The organism is Streptomyces sp. NPDC087787 (genome assembly GCF_044743035.1).
Classification (GTDB): Bacteria; Actinomycetota; Actinomycetes; order Streptomycetales; family Streptomycetaceae; genus Streptomyces.
This window is the reverse complement of the sequence record NZ_JBIUVQ010000004.1, coordinates 290406-306743: the sequence shown is the minus strand read 5'-3', so window position 1 is coordinate 306743 and position 16338 is coordinate 290406. Positions and strand designations below refer to the sequence as shown.

At 72.2% G+C, this 16338-nt stretch carries 14 protein-coding genes; 8 read left to right on the top strand and 6 right to left on the bottom strand.

The window, feature by feature from the left end:
- The first annotated feature begins 166 nt into the window (after window positions 1–166).
- Window positions 167–2977 carry a penicillin acylase family protein gene (locus tag ACIOWN_RS09295; protein ID WP_401981304.1) on the top strand — a complete coding sequence of 937 codons (2811 nt, stop codon included), beginning with the start codon at window positions 167–169 and terminating at the stop codon, window positions 2975–2977.
- Window positions 2978–3019: 42 nt separating this feature from the next.
- Here the strand turns inward: ACIOWN_RS09295 and ACIOWN_RS09290 are convergent, their stop codons facing one another.
- Both ACIOWN_RS09290 and ACIOWN_RS09285 read right to left on the bottom strand, forming a co-directional pair.
- Window positions 3020–4336: a serine-threonine protein kinase gene (locus tag ACIOWN_RS09290; protein WP_401981301.1), complete on the bottom strand. Its 1317-nt coding sequence runs from the start codon at window positions 4334–4336 to the stop codon at window positions 3020–3022.
- An 85-nt stretch (window positions 4337–4421) separates the two neighbouring features.
- Window positions 4422–5660, bottom strand: a complete 1239-nt coding sequence (locus ACIOWN_RS09285) for an exo-beta-N-acetylmuramidase NamZ domain-containing protein (protein ID WP_401981300.1) — start codon at window positions 5658–5660, stop codon at window positions 4422–4424.
- A 182-nt stretch (window positions 5661–5842) separates the two neighbouring features.
- Here ACIOWN_RS09285 and ACIOWN_RS09280 point away from each other — a divergent pair, with 182 nt between their 5' ends.
- Complete coding sequence (locus tag ACIOWN_RS09280) at window positions 5843–6613, top strand: SDR family oxidoreductase (RefSeq protein WP_401981297.1); 771 nt, start codon at window positions 5843–5845, stop codon at window positions 6611–6613.
- A 127-nt stretch (window positions 6614–6740) separates the two neighbouring features.
- Window positions 6741–7334: a TetR/AcrR family transcriptional regulator gene (locus ACIOWN_RS09275; protein WP_100567715.1), complete on the top strand. Its 594-nt coding sequence runs from the start codon at window positions 6741–6743 to the stop codon at window positions 7332–7334.
- A 23-nt stretch (window positions 7335–7357) separates the two neighbouring features.
- On the opposite strand, the gene ACIOWN_RS09270 is transcribed toward ACIOWN_RS09275, so the two are convergent.
- Both ACIOWN_RS09270 and ACIOWN_RS09265 read right to left on the bottom strand, forming a co-directional pair.
- Window positions 7358–7873, bottom strand: a complete 516-nt coding sequence (locus ACIOWN_RS09270; protein WP_362346830.1) for an NUDIX domain-containing protein — start codon at window positions 7871–7873, stop codon at window positions 7358–7360.
- Window positions 7874–7919: 46 nt separating this feature from the next.
- Entirely contained in the window at window positions 7920–8810 is an 891-nt protein-coding gene (locus tag ACIOWN_RS09265; RefSeq protein WP_362346832.1) for a DMT family transporter, read from the bottom strand.
- A gap of 458 nt (window positions 8811–9268) precedes the next feature.
- Between ACIOWN_RS09265 and ACIOWN_RS09260 the strand changes: the two genes are divergently transcribed.
- The 4 genes from ACIOWN_RS09260 (at window position 9269) to ACIOWN_RS09245 (ending at window position 13423) form a co-directional block, all read left to right on the top strand.
- Window positions 9269–10219, top strand: coding sequence for a hypothetical protein (locus ACIOWN_RS09260; RefSeq protein ID WP_362346833.1), 951 nt, complete (start codon window positions 9269–9271; stop codon window positions 10217–10219).
- A gap of 55 nt (window positions 10220–10274) precedes the next feature.
- Window positions 10275–11858, top strand: coding sequence for an APC family permease (locus ACIOWN_RS09255; protein WP_362346835.1), 1584 nt, complete (start codon window positions 10275–10277; stop codon window positions 11856–11858).
- Between the two features lie 175 nt (window positions 11859–12033).
- Window positions 12034–12777, top strand: a complete 744-nt coding sequence (locus ACIOWN_RS09250; RefSeq protein WP_362346837.1) for a molybdopterin-dependent oxidoreductase — start codon at window positions 12034–12036, stop codon at window positions 12775–12777.
- On the top strand, window positions 12761–13423 hold the full coding sequence (locus ACIOWN_RS09245) for a cytochrome b/b6 domain-containing protein (RefSeq protein ID WP_401981292.1): 663 nt from the start codon (window positions 12761–12763) through the stop codon (window positions 13421–13423). Before ACIOWN_RS09250 ends, ACIOWN_RS09245 begins: the two co-directional genes overlap by 17 nt.
- 42 nt (window positions 13424–13465) lie before the next feature.
- On the opposite strand, the gene ACIOWN_RS09240 is transcribed toward ACIOWN_RS09245, so the two are convergent.
- Together ACIOWN_RS09240 and ACIOWN_RS09235 are read right to left on the bottom strand one after the other, a co-directional pair.
- Entirely contained in the window at window positions 13466–14863 is a 1398-nt protein-coding gene (locus tag ACIOWN_RS09240) for a gluconate:H+ symporter (RefSeq protein WP_362346840.1), read from the bottom strand.
- Between the two features lie 79 nt (window positions 14864–14942).
- Window positions 14943–15482, bottom strand: a complete 540-nt coding sequence (locus tag ACIOWN_RS09235; RefSeq protein WP_100567722.1) for a gluconokinase — start codon at window positions 15480–15482, stop codon at window positions 14943–14945.
- A gap of 142 nt (window positions 15483–15624) precedes the next feature.
- Between ACIOWN_RS09235 and ACIOWN_RS09230 the strand changes: the two genes are divergently transcribed.
- Window positions 15625–16329 carry a FadR/GntR family transcriptional regulator gene (locus ACIOWN_RS09230; RefSeq protein WP_326801793.1) on the top strand — a complete coding sequence of 235 codons (705 nt, stop codon included), beginning with the start codon at window positions 15625–15627 and terminating at the stop codon, window positions 16327–16329.
- The last annotated feature ends 9 nt before the right edge of the window (window positions 16330–16338 follow it).

Here is a 16338-nt window from a genome sequence, read left to right as displayed (position 1 = left end):
ATAGACGTGCCGACGTCCCATCCGGCTCCATCCGTTTTCCGATGCCCGCCATAACGCCGCCCTGGTTGACCTTCACGGGGTGGCGCCGAAAAGTGACGCACGTTCATCTTCCCCCTGGGGGGATACCGGCGGTAACGTCCGGCACCACCCCTCGGGAGGAGTTGCCATGCCACGGCGCACCCCACACAACGCGCTCGACAGACTGAGAACTCCCCGCACATTCCCCGGGTTCCTGAAGACCGCCTCGGTATGCGTTCTCATTGCCGGTCTTTTGTCACCCTTTTCTCAAGCGGCGGCGGCCGGAACCCCGGCCGGCGCCGCCGCCGCGACCGCCGCGGCCCCGAGCGACTACTGCGGCGGCCGGTGCTCCGACATCCTGCCGCCCGGCGAGAACGGCAACGCCACCCTCGCCCAGGTCCTCCTCAACCAGGCCTTCGGCATCCAGCCCGACCACGCCGAGGACCAGCTCGGCCCTTACGCGAACCTGGCCACGGGCTACCCGGCGCTCACCGACGCGAAGATCAACTCCTTCTTCAACGACGCCTCGTTCGGCGTCCCCTCCGGACAGATCGCGTCCACCGAGAGACCGGCGGGCCGCGCCGACGTGACGATCGTCCGTGACAAGAAGACCGGTGTACCCCACATCACGGGCACCACCCGTTACGGCACCGAGTTCGGCGCCGGATACGCCGCCGCCCAGGACCGGCTGTGGCTCATGGACGTCTTCCGGCACGTCGGCCGCGGGCAGCTGACCTCCTTCGCCGGTGGCGCGGCCGCCAACCAGGGCCTGGAACAGGAGTTCTGGCGCAACGCCCCGTACACCGAGGCCGACCTCCAGGCGCAGATCGACCGCGCCGTGGCCGGCAACGGAGCCCGCGGGCAGCAGGCGCTCGCCGACGTGAACGCCTACCTCGACGGCATCAACGCCTACATCGACGCCTCCGACTCCGGCCGCTACTTCCCGGGCGAGTACGTCCTGACCGGCCACAAGGACTCGATCACCAACGCCGGTACCATCGCCCACTTCAAGGTCACCGACATGGTCGCGCTGGGTTCCGTGGTCGGCGCCCTGTTCGGCTCGGGCGGCGGCGGCGAGGTGAACAACGCGCTGTCCCTGCTGGCCGCCCAGTCCAAGTTCGGAGTCGCGGAGGGCACCAGGATCTGGGAGTCCTTCCGCGAGCGCAACGACCCCGAGGCCGCCCTGACCGTCCACGACGGCAAGAGCTACCCGTACGCGACGAAGCCCGACGACCCCAGGGGCCGGGCGCTGCCCGACGCCGGCTCGGTGGCCGAGGAACCGCTCGTGTACGACCGCACGGGCAGCGCTACGGCCAAGGCGGCGCGGGGTGCCACCTCCTCGGCCGCGAAGAGCGCCCTGTCCTCCGCCCGGCGCGGCATGTCCAACGCCCTCGTGGTCGGCGGCGAGCACACCGCGAGCGGCCACCCGGTCGCCGTCTTCGGTCCGCAGACCGGCTACTTCGCGCCCCAGTTGCTGATGCTCCAGGAGATCCAGGGTCCGGGCATCAGCGCCCGCGGCGCCTCCTTCGCCGGGCTGAGCATGTACGTCGAACTCGGCCGCGGCCAGGACTACTCGTGGAGCGCCACGACCTCCGGCCAGGACATCGTCGACACCTACGCCGTGGAGCTGTGCCAGGACGACTTCCACTACCTCTACCGCGGTACCTGCACGGCCATGGACAAGGTCGAGCAGGCCAACTCCTGGAAGCCCACCGTCGCCGACGGAACGGCGGCCGGCTCGTACACCATGCGCGTGTGGCGCACGAAGTACGGCCCCGTCGAGTACCGCGCCACCGTCGGCGGCAAGAAGGTCGCCTACACCACCCTGCGCTCCTCCTACCTGCACGAGGCCGACTCGATCATCGGTTTCCAGATGCTCAACGACCCCGACCTCGTGAGGGGCCCGGAGGACTTCCAGAAGGCCGCGCAGCACATCAACTACACGTTCAACTGGTTCTACGCCGACTCCCGGCACACCGCCTACTACAACAGCGGCGACAACCCGGTGCGGGCGAACGGCGTCGACGCCGAGTTCCCGGTGTGGGCACAGCCGGCGTACGAGTGGCGCAACTGGGACCCGGCGGCCAACACTGCGGACCACACACCGCCCTCCGCCCACCCCGCCTCCGTCGACCAGGACTACTACATCTCCTGGAACAACAAGCAGGCCCTCGACTACTCCGCGGCCTCCTGGGGCAACGGCTCCGTGCACCGCGGCGACCTGCTGGAGGACCGGGTGAGCAAACTGGTCGCGGCCGGCGGCGTGACGCGCGCCTCGCTGGTGAAGGCGATGGCGGATGCGGCCCTGACCGACCTCAGGGCCGAGGACGTGCTGCCGAACCTGCTGAAGGTGATCAACAGCTCGCCCGTGACCGACTCCACGGCCGCGGCGGCGGTGGGCAAGCTCCAGGCATGGCTGTCCGCGGGAGCGAAGCGCACCGTGATCTCGGCCGGCTCCAAGGCGTACGCCAACGCCGAGGCCATCAGGATCCTGGACGCCTGGTGGCCGCTGCTGGTGAGGGCCGAGTTCGAACCGGGCCTCGGCAGCGACCTCTACGGCGCCTTCACCGCCAATCTGCCGGTCGACGAGTCACCGTCGGCCGGACACGGCCCGACCGGCTCGCACGCCGGAAGCGCCTTCCAGTACGGCTGGTGGAGCTATGTCGACAAGGACATCCGGGCGGTGCTCGGCGAGTCGGTGCAGGGTCCGCTGGGCCGGACGTTCTGCGGCGGCGGCACTCCGAGCGCCTGCCGAGACACCCTGATCGGCACGCTGAAGCAGGCGGCGGGAGCGAAGGCGGCCCAGGTCTACCCCGGCGACGACGAGTGCTCCGCGGGCGACCAGTGGTGTGCCGACTCGATCGTCCAGCGTGCCCTGGGCGGCATCAAGCACGGCAGGATCAGCTGGCAGAACCGCCCGACCTTCCAGCAGGTCGTGGAGTACACCGGCCACCGGTAGGGCCTCGCGAACGCGGGGTCCGAGCCAGGCGGCGGGCCGGTGTCAGTGGACGCGGCCCGCCGCCAGCACCACCCGCGCCAGTTCCGGGTGCAGGATGTCGCTGTGCGCCCCGGACGGCGGGCCGCCGCGCCTGACCACCTCGGACACGTCCACGTTGACGCATCCCGACACCGGGAACGGCCCGGCCAGCGCGGCGGCGAGGGTGCACGCGCGCGTGCCGGGCACCGCCTGCACCCCGTCGTGCCCCATCGCACCCCAGGCGGGACCGAGCAGGGCGCCCACGTCGACGCCGAGCACCGACCGGTCGTCGTCCGCCATCCGCGAGGCCAGCGGATACAGCGTGCCGAGGGCCGTGTCGAAGCGGGAGTGGCAGCACACCAGGGGGCCGTCGACACGGCGCTCCCGGCCCCGCAGCACCCCGCCCGCGCGGGGATCGCCGGGCAGCCGGGACGCGAACGCGTAGTGGGAGAAGGCGCCTTGGAGCAGCGTCACGGACTTCACCGGCCGGGCGCCCTCGGGCAGCCCGCTCAGCGCGAACGACACCAGCCGCCCGCCGAAGCTGTGCCCCACCAGATGGATGCGCACGCCGGGCGCCGCCTGCGCGAGCTGTCCGAGCACCGGCCCGAGCCCCCGCTCGCCGACGACGCCCGCGCGCCGCTTCATCGTGCAGTACGCCGCCTGCCGCAGCAGTTCCTTGGCGCCGTTCCACGGGTTCGGCAGCGTGAACGACCGCTGCCCGCCCGGGTCCTGGAGTCCGGCGAGGGCGCCGGCGAACTCGGCGCAGACCTCCGCCGCGGGCCGTGCGAACATCGCCGGCTCGCGCTGTGGCACGCCCTCCGTCACGGTGTCCGCCGCGAACCGGGCGGCCGGCCCCGGCGATGCGTCCTCCGTCAGCCGCCTCAACAGCCGTCCGAACTCCTCCAGCGCGGCCGGCTCCCGCGCGGGGCCGTCCAGCGTCCGCGCGAGCGCGTCGACCACGGCGGCCCGCCCGGGGAAGGTGTCCCGCAGTGCCTTGCGGGTGTCCTTGTCGAGCGCCGTCGACAGCACCGGTCCGGCGGCGGTGGAGCGGGGGAAGTCGGGGATGGGCTCGTCGCAGAACCGCATCGAGGGCCACACCACCCCGACGTACCCGATCCCGGCCGCCGGGGCGAGCCGCGGGATCGGTGCGAAGAAGCGGCCGTAGAGCCGGGTCGCGCCCGAACGGTCGTTGTTCCAGCCGTGCGCGAAGACGATCAGGTCGCGCACCGCCCGCCGTCCGGCTCCGGCGAGCAGCCGGTCCCGCTCGGCGCCGTCCACGTCCCCGTCGGCGTCGAAGGTCAGCTCCCAGTAGGGCGCCACACCGATGTCCGGATCCGCCATGACCGGCCCCCTCGTCCCCACAGGCTCAGCGATGTGTCGGGCATCGTCCTGCCAACGGGGGAGAGGGGCCAGGGGTCACGGCGCCTCAGTAGAGGAGGTACTGCTTCCGCATCCTTCGGAACGCGGCCAGCTCCTGCCGCCAGGCCGCCACCACCTCGTCGGTGTCCGCCCCGGCGTCGATCATCGTGCGCACCCGGGTGGAGCCGGTGAGCTTGTCGATCCAGTTGTCCGAGCGCCAGGCGAAGCCGCTCCAGACCCGCTTGGCGGTCACCAGCAGACCGATCCCGGTCCGCACCGGATCGAAGGCGTCCCGGTTGTGCACATGGATCTGCACCCCGCCGACGGTCCTGTCCTGGAACTTGGAGAAGGTGGGCGTGAAGTACGCCTCCCGGAAGTGCACCCCCGGCAGGTGCAGCGCGCCGGCCGCGGCCGCCCAGCGCCCGTCGACGCCCTCCGCGCCGAGCAGTTCGAAGGGGCGGGTGGTGCCCCGGCCCTCCGACAGGTTGGTGCCCTCGAACAGACAGGTCCCTGAGTAGACCAGGGCGGTCTCGGGGGTCGGCATGTTCGGGCTCGGCGGCACCCAGGGCAGTCCGGAGGCGTCGTAGAAGTCCGAGCGCCGCCAGCCGGTCATCAGGACGGTCTCCAGCGGGACCGGCGTGGTCAGGAACTCGCCGTTGAACAGCCGGGCCAGCTCGGCGACGGTCATGCCGTGCGCCTGCGCGATCGGCTGCCGTCCCACGAAGGTCGCGAACTCCGGGCGCAGCACCGGACCGAGCGCCTCCCGGCCGCTCACCGGGTTGGGCCGGTCGAGCACCACGAACCGCTTGCCGGCGAGGGCCGCGGCCTCCATGCAGTCGTACAGCGTCCAGATGTAGGTGTAGAAACGGGCGCCCGCGTCCTGGATGTCGAAGACCACCGTGTCCACGCCGGAGGCCGTGAAGACGTCGGCGAGCGGCTGCCCGCTCTTGAGGTACGTGTCGTACACCGGCAGCCCGGTGGCCGGGTCGTCGTAGCGGCCCTCCGAGCCGCCCGCCTGCGCGGTGCCGCGGAAGCCGTGCTCGGGGCCGAAGACGGCCACCAGGTTCACCCGGCGGTCGGCGTGCATCACGTCCACGATGTGCCGCACGTCCCGGGTGACGCCGGTCGGGTTGGTGACCACCCCGACCCGCTGCCCGCGCAGCGAGGCGTAGCCCTCGGCGTCCAGGCGCTCGAAACCGGTGCGCAGCGGGCGGCCGCCCCCGGGGGCGGCCTGGGCCGGGGCCGCCACGGCTCCGGAGGCCGCGGCGGCGGTGGTGGCGAGCAGGCTCCGTCTGGACAGCTTCATGCGGTGACCTCCGTGATCGCTGCGGGTGTCATGTTCACGCACGCTAGCGTGCGCCCGTCCGCCAGGGAACGAAGCGGACGGCGCCTCCTGCGGAACATGTCTTCCAGCACCACATACCGACTGGCTAGTCTGGAGTGGCGGAGTCGTTCCGTGTCATGTCACAGCCAGGCCGAAGGAGGCCGATGGTGCAAGCCGTGCAGGGTGCGGGAGTGGTGGTCACCGGAGCCGGCGGCGGGATCGGCGCCGCGCTGGCCCGCCGGTTCGCCGCCGAGGGCGCCCGCGTCGTCGTCAACGACCTCGACGCGGACCGGGCGGCGGCCGTCGCCGCGGAGATCGGCGGCACCGCCCTCCCGGGCGACGCCTCCGAGGTCGTCGCCGCGGCCCGCGACGCGCTCGGCGGCTCGGTCGACGTCTACTGCGCCAACGCGGGCCTCGGCGCGGGCGGTTCCGAGGCGGCAGGCGAGGAGGTGTGGGCGCAGGCCTGGGACGTCAATGTCATGGCCCACGTCCGCGCCGCCGGGACGCTGCTCCCCGACTGGCTGGAGCGCGGCAGCGGCCGGTTCGTCTCCACCGTCTCCGCGGCCGGGCTGCTCACCATGATCGGCGCCGCCCCCTACAGCGTCACCAAGCACGGCGCGTACGCCTTCGCCGAGTGGCTGTCCCTGACGTACCGCCACCGCGGGATCAAGGTCCACGCCATCTGTCCGCAGGGCGTGCGCACCGACATGCTGGCCGCCACCGGCAGCGCCGGCGACCTGGTGCTGAAGCCCACCGCGATCGAACCGGAGGACGTGGCCGACGCCCTGCTCCAGGGCATCGCCGAGGACCGCTTCCTGGTCCTGCCGCACCCCGAGGTGGCCGGGTACTACCGGGTCCGGGCCGCCGACCCCGACCGCTGGCTGACGAACATGAACCACATCCAGCGAAAGTGGGAGGTCTCGCGGGGAGAGTAGGGACCGGCCCGAGCTGCCGGGATCCTGCCGGACGTGCCGGGGACGGCAAGTGGGAAGATCCTCCGTCGGGAACTGCGTTCCCGTACGCGGGACAGCGAGCAGGAACACGGAAGGCAGGTGGCGGCAGGTGCCCAGGACGACGGACTCAGGCGGCACGCCGGTGCCGCAGCGGCTCCTGGCCGCCGCCACCCGGCTCTTCGCCGAACAGGGCTACGATCGCACCTCGGTGCAGGAGATCGTCGAGGCGGCCGGCGTCACCAAAGGGGCGCTGTACCACTACTTCGGCTCCAAGGACGACCTCCTGCACGAGGTGTACGCGCGCGTGCTGCGCGTCCAGCAGGAGCGCCTCGACGCCTTCGCGGACGCCGACGAACCGGTCGAGAAGAGGCTGCGGGACGCGGCGGCGGACGTGGTGGTCACCACCATCGAGAACCTCGACGACGCCATGATCTTCTTCCGCTCGATGCACCATCTCGGCCCGGAGAAGAACAAGCAGGTGCGCGCCGAGCGCCGGCGCTACCACGAACGCTTCCGCGCGCTCATCGAGGAGGGCCAGCGGGCCGGCGTCTTCTCCACGGCGACCCCGGCCGACCTGGTCGTCGACTACCACTTCGGCTCCGTCCACCACCTGTCGACCTGGTACCGCCCCGACGGCCCGCTCGGCCCCCAGCAGCTCGCCGACCACCTGGCCGACCTGCTGCTGCGCGCACTGCGGCCGTAGCCGGTCCGCGCGGAGCCACCGGTTCACCCCGGTGACCGGTGCCCCTTCAGGCGCTCGTAGGCGGTCAGCCCGTCCGGTACCCACTGCCACTCGCCCAGGCGGCGTTCCACCTCGTCCTCGGGCAGGAAGTCGTACCAGGCGACCTCCTCGGCCTGCGGCCTCACCGGCAGCTCGCAGCGCACCTGGTAGACCGCCGACCACCAGGTACGGCCCGCGCCGTCGTCGTACAGGAACTTGAAGAGGTACTCGGGGCGGGGCAGCCCCGTCACGCCCAGTTCCTCCTCGGCCTCGCGCAGGGCCGCGTCGTCGTAGGCCTCGCCCGCGCCGACCACCCCGCCGACGAACATGTCGTGGAGGGAGGGGAAGACCAGCTTGGTGGAGGTGCGCCGGTGGACGAAGAGGCGGCCCTCCGCGTCCCGGGCCTGCACGAAGACACAGCGGTGGCGCAGCCCCTCGGCGTACGCCCGGCCGCGCGGGGACTGCCCGACGACGCGGTCGTGCTCGTCGACGATGTCGAGGATCTCGTCTGCAGCGCTCATACGCCCATCCAAGCAGGCCGCCTTCGCCGTCGGCGCCGCGTGGGACTCAGCGTGGCTGCAGGTCGCGTTTCTGTTCCGGTACCGTGCCGGCCGGCATCGCCGGGTGCATGCCGAGCAGGACGATGCCCGTCACGATGGCCGCGAGCCCCGAGGCCTCCCAGGCCAGCGCCCCGGTGTCGGTGCGCAGCCGGTCGCCGAGGAAGCCCACCCCGCAGGCGATCCCGGCCAGCGGCTCGGCCGCGGTCAGCGCCGGCAGGGACATGCGCAGCGGCGCCGTCTCGAACGCGCTCTGCACCAGGATCAGTCCGGCGACGCCGATCACCAGCAGTCCGTACGGCTGCCAGCCGGTGAACAGCTCCGTCCAGCCGCCCGCCGAGAACCGCTGCCCGCTCACCCGGGTCAGGGCGTCCTGCACGCCGTAGAGCAGCCCGGCGGCCACCGCCAGCAGGACCGGTCCCCAGCTCAGCCGGGAGCGCTTGGCGTAGGCCGTCAGCAGCAGGGCCACGCCCACCATCACGCCGATGATCAGCCAGTGCCGCAGCGGGTCGGTGACGGCGCTGCCGGCGCGCGGCCGGCCCGCCACGATGAACGCGGTCACGCCACCTGCCAGCAGGGCGAGTCCCGCCCAGCCCTGGCCGCCCAGGGGCTGTCTGGTCTGCCGTCGGGACAGCGCGAGGGCGAACAGCAGGTTCGTGGCCAGCAGCGGTTCCACCAGCGAGATCTCGCCCCGGCCCAGGGCGAGGGCGCCCAGCACCATGCCGCCGATCATCAGCCCCAGACCGCCCAGCCAGCGCGGCACCCGCATCAGGTCCAGCAGCAGCCGGGGCGAGAGGAAGTCGCGAAGCGGTGCCCGCTGGGCCGCGTTCTGCTGGAGCACGAAACCGAAACCCAGACAGCAGGCGGCGCTCACGGCGAGAATCACAACCAGAACCGACACGCTGCGTACCTCGATCATCCGGCCGGGCCACGGGGTGCGTAGTGGCCGACTGTAGCGTCCCGGGACCCGGTCCGCCGCCGGGATGGCCCGGATTCGGGCGGACCGCCCGGTACGACGCTCCGCGGCCGGGGGCGCCGACGCGGCCACTGGCCGTGCCGGGACCCGGGGCAACCGCCGCGCCGACGCGTAGGCCACAGGAGTGACCCTCCCGCCGGAGGGACCGCCGCCACGGCCCGGTGACCCGGCCTCTTCACAAGTGCCGCCTGGGCAAAGGCAGTTGACGCGTGTAACGCACGGCTGACCCTTGACGGGGTGCGTTGGCTGGGGGTTTGCTGTCCGTGATCAGCCGATGGCAAGCCGATGACCGACGAGCAAGCCGAGGCCGGTGAGCCGAACGGGGGCCGCTCCCGGGGCGTGCGCCGGGCCACGAAACAAAGAGCGCGTGAGGAAGTTCCGCGGTGTCCCCACCCCCGCCTCCCCTCGGACGCGGCCGCAAGCGCGCCGCCCAGGCCTTCGACACCGCACTCGACGACAGGGAACTCCGCGAGGCGCGCGCGGCGTTGGCGCAGGGAAGGTGGCAGGCGGTGCGCTCACTGCTGGTGCGCACCAAGGACGACTGGGACCGCCGCGGCCACCGTGTCACCGTTCTCGCGGAGGAGTCCCACACCGCGGCCTGGACCCGTGACTGGCTGCTCGCCGAGCCCGAGTCCGCCGACGCCTCCGTCCTGCTCGGCATGTCCCTGGTGCAGGGCGCCCTGTCCGGCAGGGAGAAGCCGGACCGGGCCCGCGAGGCCTGCCGGGCGGCGGCCGGGCTGGCGCCCGCCGACCCGACGCCCTGGCTGGGCCTGCTCCTGCTGGAGCGGGGCCTCGGCGACGAGGAGGAGGTCGTCCGCCTCTTCGACAGGATCCGCCACCGCCATCCCGACCACCACCACGCCCACCACCTGATGGTGGCCCAACTGGCCGAGCGGCACGCCGACGCCGGCCCCGACCCGCTGCACGAGGTCTACGACTTCGCCAACTGGGCCGCCGAGCAGGCGCCCGCCGACTCACCCCTCGCCATGCTCCCGGTGGTCGCGCACGCCGAGCGCTACCGCGTCCTGGCCGGCGCGGGACACGCGCAGGCCGACCCGGCCGCCTCCGGGCACTGGACGGGCCGCAGGGCCCGGCAGGTGATGAAGGCCGCCTTCGACTGGTGGCTGGAGTGGGAGCAGGAGGACCATCCGCGTCGCCTGGTCGATCTGAACTTCCTCGCCCACGCCAAGCACTGCGAGGGCCGGGGCGCCGAGGCCGCCGCCCTGTTCCACCGCATCGGCGACCATCCCACCCAGGCGCCGTGGGCGTACCCCGACCGAGATCCGTACACCGCCTTCCGCATCGCGCGCGCCGCCGCGCTCGGTGCGGTGTAGTGCCCAGCAACCCCGTACGCACCACGACCCCGACGCCCGAAAGGACGAACCCCCGATGACGACGGGCAGTTCGAGCACGAACAGATCCACCGCCGACGGTGGCGGCATCAGCACCTTCAAGGGGCAGGAGCGCGCCCTGCGCGCCGACCGCCTCGGCACGGGGGGTCTGCTGCTCTCCGTGCTCGCCGCGACCGCCCCGCTCATGGTGGTCGCGGGTGTCATGCCCACTACATTCGCGGTGATGGGGATCGTCGGGCAGCCGCTGCTCTTCGTGCTCCTGGGCACCGTACTGATCCTCTTCAGCTTCGGTTACGCCGAGATGAGCCGCCACGTCCACAACGCGGGCGCCTTCTACGCGTACATCTCCCGGGGCCTCGGCGGCACGGCGGGCGCCGGCGCGGCCCTCGTCGCCCTCGTCGCCTACAACGCGCTCCAGGCCGGCATCTACGGGATCTTCGGCTTCGAGGTCTCCAACCTGTTCGCCACCTACGCCGACCTCACCGTCGCCTGGTGGATCCCCGCGCTCGTGGCCGCGGGCGTCGTCGGCGCGCTCGGCTGGCTGAAGATCGACGTCAACGCGCGCGTGCTCGGCGTACTGCTGGTCATCGAGGTCGTACTCGTCGTGATCTTCGACGTGGCCGCGATCGCCGACCCGGCCAAGGAGGGCCTGTCCCTGCACGCCTTCAACCCGGACACGCTCGCCGGCGCCGGCATCGGCACCGCGCTGTGCTTCTGCATCGCCGCCTTCCTCGGCTTCGAGCAGGCCCCGGTGTACGCCGAGGAGACCAGCCGCCCGCACGTCCTGGTCCCGCGCGTGATGTTCCTCGCCGTCGCCGGCGTCGCCGTGTTCTTCGCGATCAGCAGCTGGGCCCTGACCATCGCCACCGGCCCCTCGGCGATCATCGGCACGTCCCAGAAGGAGAGCGCCGGACTGCTGTTCACCCTGACCGAGTCGCGGCTCGGCGGCACCTTCACCGACGTCCTGCACGTCCTGTTCGTCACCGGCATGTTCGCGGCCATGCTGAGCTTCCACAACGTGGTCGCCCGGTACGCCTTCGCCATGGGCCGCGAGGGCCTGCTCCCGGCCGCCTTCGGGCGCACCTCCAGCTCCAGCGGCGCGCCCGCGACCGGATCCCTCTCGCAGACCGTCGTCTCACTGGTCATCGTGATCGCCTTCGCCGTCACCGACGACAAGCCGACCGGCGACCCGACCGCGCCCGTGCTGCACCTGTTCACCTGGTTCGGCAACCTCGGCGCGCTCGGCGTCATCGTGCTGATGGCGGCGGCCAGCGTGTCGGTGATCGTCTTCTTCGTACGGCGCGGCGCCGCGGCCGCGCAGGCCTGGCGGCTGGTCACCTCCGCCGTGGCCGGCCTGGCGCTGCTGGTGATCGCCACCTATACGGTCAAGGACTTCGACGTCCTGGTCGACGCCGGCCCCGGCTCGCTCCTGAGCCGGGTGCTGCCCGGCATCATCGGCCTCGCCCTCGTCGTCGGCCTGGTCCAGGGAGCCGTACTGCGCTCCCGCCGGCCGGAGGCGCACGCCCGCATCGGCCTGGGCAACGAGGCCTTCCAGCTGGAGAAGGCGGCCGAGGCGGCGGAGACCGCCGAGGCGGCGGAGGCGGCGGAGACGGCGTCCTAGGCCCAGGTACGGAGACGCTGGGTACGGAAACCCCGGGTACGGAAACCCCGGATACGGAAACCCCGGATACGGAAACCCCGGATACGGAAACCCCGGATACGGAAAACAATGACGGAAGTCTGACGAGCACCCGCGATCCCTGGCCCGCCGGGGGCGCGGGTGCTCGAATGAAGACGTGAACCCCGAACTCCCCCAGGACGATGGGCGGCCCGAAGAGGAGGGGCGCCCCGTCGGCCGCCGCGTCTTCCTCGCCACCCTCGGCCTCGGCGCCCTCGGCGTGGCCACCGCGCCCACACTCCAACGCGGCGTGGAGGGCCTGCTCGGCGCGGTGTCCGGCAAGGACCCCACCGGTCTGACCGGCCTGCTGCCGAACGGCGGCGGCTTCCGCTACTACTCGGTCGCCGCCTCGGTCCCGCACAAGGACGCCACGGACTACCGCCTCACCGTCGACGGCCTCGTCGACCACCCCGCCACCTACACGCTGGACGACCTCAGGGCCCTGCCCCGGACCCGGCTGGTCCGCGACGTCCAGTGCGTCACCGGCTGGCGGGTGCCCGGCACCCCCTTCGAGGGCGTACGCCTCTCCCGGCTGCTCGACGCGGCCGGAGTGCGGGCGGGCGCCCGGGCCGTCCGCTTCACCTGCTTCGACGGCACCTACACCGAGAGCCTCACCCTCGCCCAGGCCCGCCGCCCCGACGTGCTCGTCGCGCTGCGCATGCAGGGCAAGGACCTGGCGCACGCGCACGGCGGGCCGGTCCGCCTGTACGTGGCCCCCATGTACTTCTACAAGTCGGCCAAGTGGCTCTCCGGCATCACCGTCACCGACCGCGTCGAGCCCGGCTACTGGGAGAACCTCGGCTACGACGTCGACGCCTGGGTCGGCCGTTCGAACGGACGCAGCGATGTCCCTACGAGCTGACACCCCGGCCCCGCCCGGCACCCGCGTCCGCCGCTTCACCCGGGCCGAGCGGTGGGTGCACCGGACCACGGCCGCGCTCATGGGCGTGTGCGTGGTCACGGCGGCCTGCCTGTACATCCCCCAGCTCGCCGAGCTGGTCGGCCGGCGCGAACTGGTCGTCCGCGTCCACGAGTGCGCGGGCCTCGCCCTGCCCGTACCGGTCCTGCTGGGCCTGGCCTCCCGCGCCTTCCGCGCCGACCTGCGCTTCCTCAACCGCTTCGGCCGGCACGACCGGGTCTGGCTGCGCGCCGCCCTGCGCCGCGACCGCCGGCCCGCCTCCCGCCCGGCCGGGAAGTTCAACGCCGGCCAGAAGATCTACGCCGCCTGGATCGCCGGGGCCGGCCTGGTCATGCTCGGCACGGGTCTGATGATGTGGTTCACCCACCTCACCCCGGTGGCCTGGCGCACCAGCGCCACCTTCGTCCACGACTGGCTCGCCCTGACCATCGCTGTCGTCCTGGCCGGCCACATCGGCATGGCCCTCGGCGACCCGGAGGCCCGCCGCGGCCTGCGCACCGGCCTGGTGACCCGCGCATGGGCGGCCGAGCAGCACCCGCTGTGGCGTCCGTGGGGCGGCACGGACACCGTACGAACGCGGCGGCCGTGACCGGGCGATGCCCCGGTCACGGCCGCCGTGAACCGCGTACCCCTAGATCACCAGGGACAGCAGCAGCACCAGGGCGCCCGCCACCACCGAGATGATCGTCTCCATGACCGACCAGCTCTTGATCGTCTGGCCGACGCTCAGCCCGAAGTACTCCTTCACCAGCCAGAACCCGGCGTCGTTGACATGGCTGAAGAACAGCGAGCCGGCACCGATGGCCAGCACCAGCAGAGCGGCGTGGGTGGTCGACATGTCGGCCGCGAGCGGGGCGGCCAGACCGGCCGCCGAGATGGTCGCCACGGTCGCCGAACCGGTCGCGAGCCGGATCGCCACCGCGATCAGCCAGCCGAGGAGCAGCGCCGGGATCGACCAGTCCTTGGAGATGTCCAGGACCATCTGGCCAACCCCGGCGTCGATCAGCGTCTGCTTGAAGCCGCCGCCCGCGCCCACGATCAGCAGGATGCCGGCGATGGGCATGAGGCCCTTCTCGACGATCGAGGAGATCCGCTCCTTGCTGAACCCGGCCGGCATCCCCAGGGTGAAGACGCCGACGAGCACGGCGGCGAGCAACGCGATCATCGGGGAGCCGATGACGTCGAAGACACGCTGGATCATGTTCGCCGGGTCGTCCACGACGATGTCGACCAGGGCCTTGGCCAGCATCAGCACCACCGGGAGCAGCACCGTGGCCAGCGTGGCGCCGAAGCCCGGACGCCGCTGGAGCTCCTCCGACGGGCGCTGGGGCAGCATCCGCTCCGGGACGGGGACGTCCACCCAGCGGGCCGCGACCTTCGCGAACAGCGGACCGGCTATGACCACCGTGGGTATGGCGACCAGAATGCCCAGCGCCAGCGTCACGCCCAGGTTGGCCTTGACCGCGTCGATGGCGACCAGCGGGCCGGGGTGCGGCGGGATCAGGCCGTGCATCACGGACAGACCGGCCAGCGCCGGCACACCGATGCGCATCAGGGAGTAGTTGCCGCGCTTGGCCACCATCAGCACGACCGGGATCAGCAGCACGATGCCGACCTCGAAGAACAGCGGCAGACCGATCACGGACGCGATCAGCACCATCGCCCACGGCATCGCCCGGCCCCTGGCCTTCGCCAGGATCGTGTCGACGACCTGGTCGGCGCCGCCGGAGTCGGCGAGCAGCTTGCCGAGGATCGCGCCGAGGGCGATCAGCACGCCCACGCCGGCGACGGTGGAGCCCAGGCCGGCGGTGAAGCTGGCGATCGCCTTGTCGAGCGGTGCCCCGGCGACCGCGCCGAGGACCAGCGTTCCGATGGTCAGGGACAGGAAGGCGTGCAGCTTGAACCGGGTGATGAGCAGGACGATGACGGCGATGCCCGCGAGGGCGGCGATGCCGAGCTGGGCATGGCCGGCCGAGGTGATCGGCGGGGGCGCGTCCGCTGCCAGCATCTCGACGCTGAGTCTGGTCACGGTTTTCCCTTGCTGGTGAAGTGGGACGGTGGGGAGAGGTGTGCCGCAGTCGGCGAGCGTGGGGGTGAGGCCCCGCGGCTCAGGGCCGCTGCTCCTCGGCGGACTGCGAAGAGCTGTCGAGGCCGTCCAGCGCGGACAACGCGCGTGCGGTGATCTCCTCGGGCGACCCGGAGACGTCGACGTCGACGCCCCGCTCGTCCCGCTGGAGCGGCTCCAGAGTGGCGAACTGGGAGTCCAGCAGCGCCGTCGGCATGAAGTGCCCCTGGCGCTGCGCCATCCGGTCCTCGATCAGCTTCCGGTCGCCCGTCAGGTGCACGAAGACGACACCGGGAGCCGCGGCCCGCAGCCGGTCGCGGTACGACCGCTTCAGCGCCGAGCTGCTCACCACCCCGCCGAGCCCCGCCCGCCCGTGCGCCCAGGCGCCGATGGCATCCAGCCACGGCCACCGGTCCTCGTCGCGGAGCGGGATCCCGGCCGTCATCCTGTCGATGTTGGCCCGCGGGTGGAAGTCGTCGCCCTCGGCGTACGGAACGCCGAGCCGGGCGGCGAGCAGGGGACCGATCGTGGTCTTGCCCGTGCCGGCGACGCCCATCACCACGACGACGTGGGGGGTGCGCATCACTGCCTCGCTGTCTTCCTCGACATGGGACGCCGACATCCGGCGTCCGCCACACTGAAACCTATAGGTACGACTAATTCAAGAGTGTGTGACATATAAGTCTGACTTTTTGAGATCGTGATCCGCCCCGTACGCTGAGTGCATGAGCACACCGGGCCGAGGGCTGCACGGCCGCGTACTGGACACCCTCGGTCCCGCCATCACCGCGGGCGAGTACCCGCCGGGCAGCGTGCTGCGTACCGACGAACTCGCACAGCGCTTCGACGTATCACGCTCCGTGATGCGCGAGGCGGTGCGCGTCCTGGAGTCCATGCACCTGGTCGCCTCCCGCCGCCGCGTCGGCGTGACCGTGCTCCCACGGACCGAGTGGAACGTCTACGACCCGCAGGTCATCCGCTGGCGCCTGGCCGGCGCCGACCGGCCCCGGCAACTGCGGTCGCTGACCGTGCTGCGCTCCGCCGTCGAACCGGTCGCCGCGGGCCTGGCCGCCCGGCTCGCCACCCCCGAGCAGTGCGCCGAACTCACCGAGTGCGCCCTCGGCATGGTGGCCAACTCACGCGGCCACCACCGGCTTCAGGCGTATCTGGTCCACGACATCGCCTTCCACCGGGTGATCCTCGGCGCCTCCGGGAACGAGATGTTCGCCCGCCTCGGCGACGTGGTCGCCGAGGTCCTGGCGGGCCGCACCCACCACGAGGTCATGTTCGAGGAGCCCGACCCCGCGGCCGTCACCCTCCACGTTCAGCTCGCCGAGGCGGTCCGGGCCCGCGACGAGGACCTCGCCGAGCGGCTGACCCGCGAGATCACCACGGGAGCCCTCCAGGAACTGGACGTCCTGGCGCCGTAGCCCGGCGCT

What these genes read in the sequence shown, in the direction of transcription:
- ACIOWN_RS09295 (WP_401981304.1), top strand. Translation starts at nt 167, where the DNA reads ATGCCACGGCGCACCCCACACAACGCGCTCGACAGACTGAGAACTCCC.
- ACIOWN_RS09290 (WP_401981301.1), bottom strand. Translation starts at nt 4,336, where the DNA reads ATGGCGGATCCGGACATCGGTGTGGCGCCCTACTGGGAGCTGACCTTC.
- ACIOWN_RS09285 (WP_401981300.1), bottom strand. Translation starts at nt 5,660, where the DNA reads ATGAAGCTGTCCAGACGGAGCCTGCTCGCCACCACCGCCGCCGCGGCC.
- ACIOWN_RS09280 (WP_401981297.1), top strand. Translation starts at nt 5,843, where the DNA reads ATGGTGCAAGCCGTGCAGGGTGCGGGAGTGGTGGTCACCGGAGCCGGC.
- ACIOWN_RS09270 (WP_362346830.1), bottom strand. Translation starts at nt 7,873, where the DNA reads ATGAGCGCTGCAGACGAGATCCTCGACATCGTCGACGAGCACGACCGC.
- ACIOWN_RS09255 (WP_362346835.1), top strand. Translation starts at nt 10,275, where the DNA reads ATGACGACGGGCAGTTCGAGCACGAACAGATCCACCGCCGACGGTGGC.
- ACIOWN_RS09245 (WP_401981292.1), top strand. Translation starts at nt 12,761, where the DNA reads ATGTCCCTACGAGCTGACACCCCGGCCCCGCCCGGCACCCGCGTCCGC.
- ACIOWN_RS09235 (WP_100567722.1), bottom strand. Translation starts at nt 15,482, where the DNA reads ATGCGCACCCCCCACGTCGTCGTGGTGATGGGCGTCGCCGGCACGGGC.
- ACIOWN_RS09230 (WP_326801793.1), top strand. Translation starts at nt 15,625, where the DNA reads ATGAGCACACCGGGCCGAGGGCTGCACGGCCGCGTACTGGACACCCTC.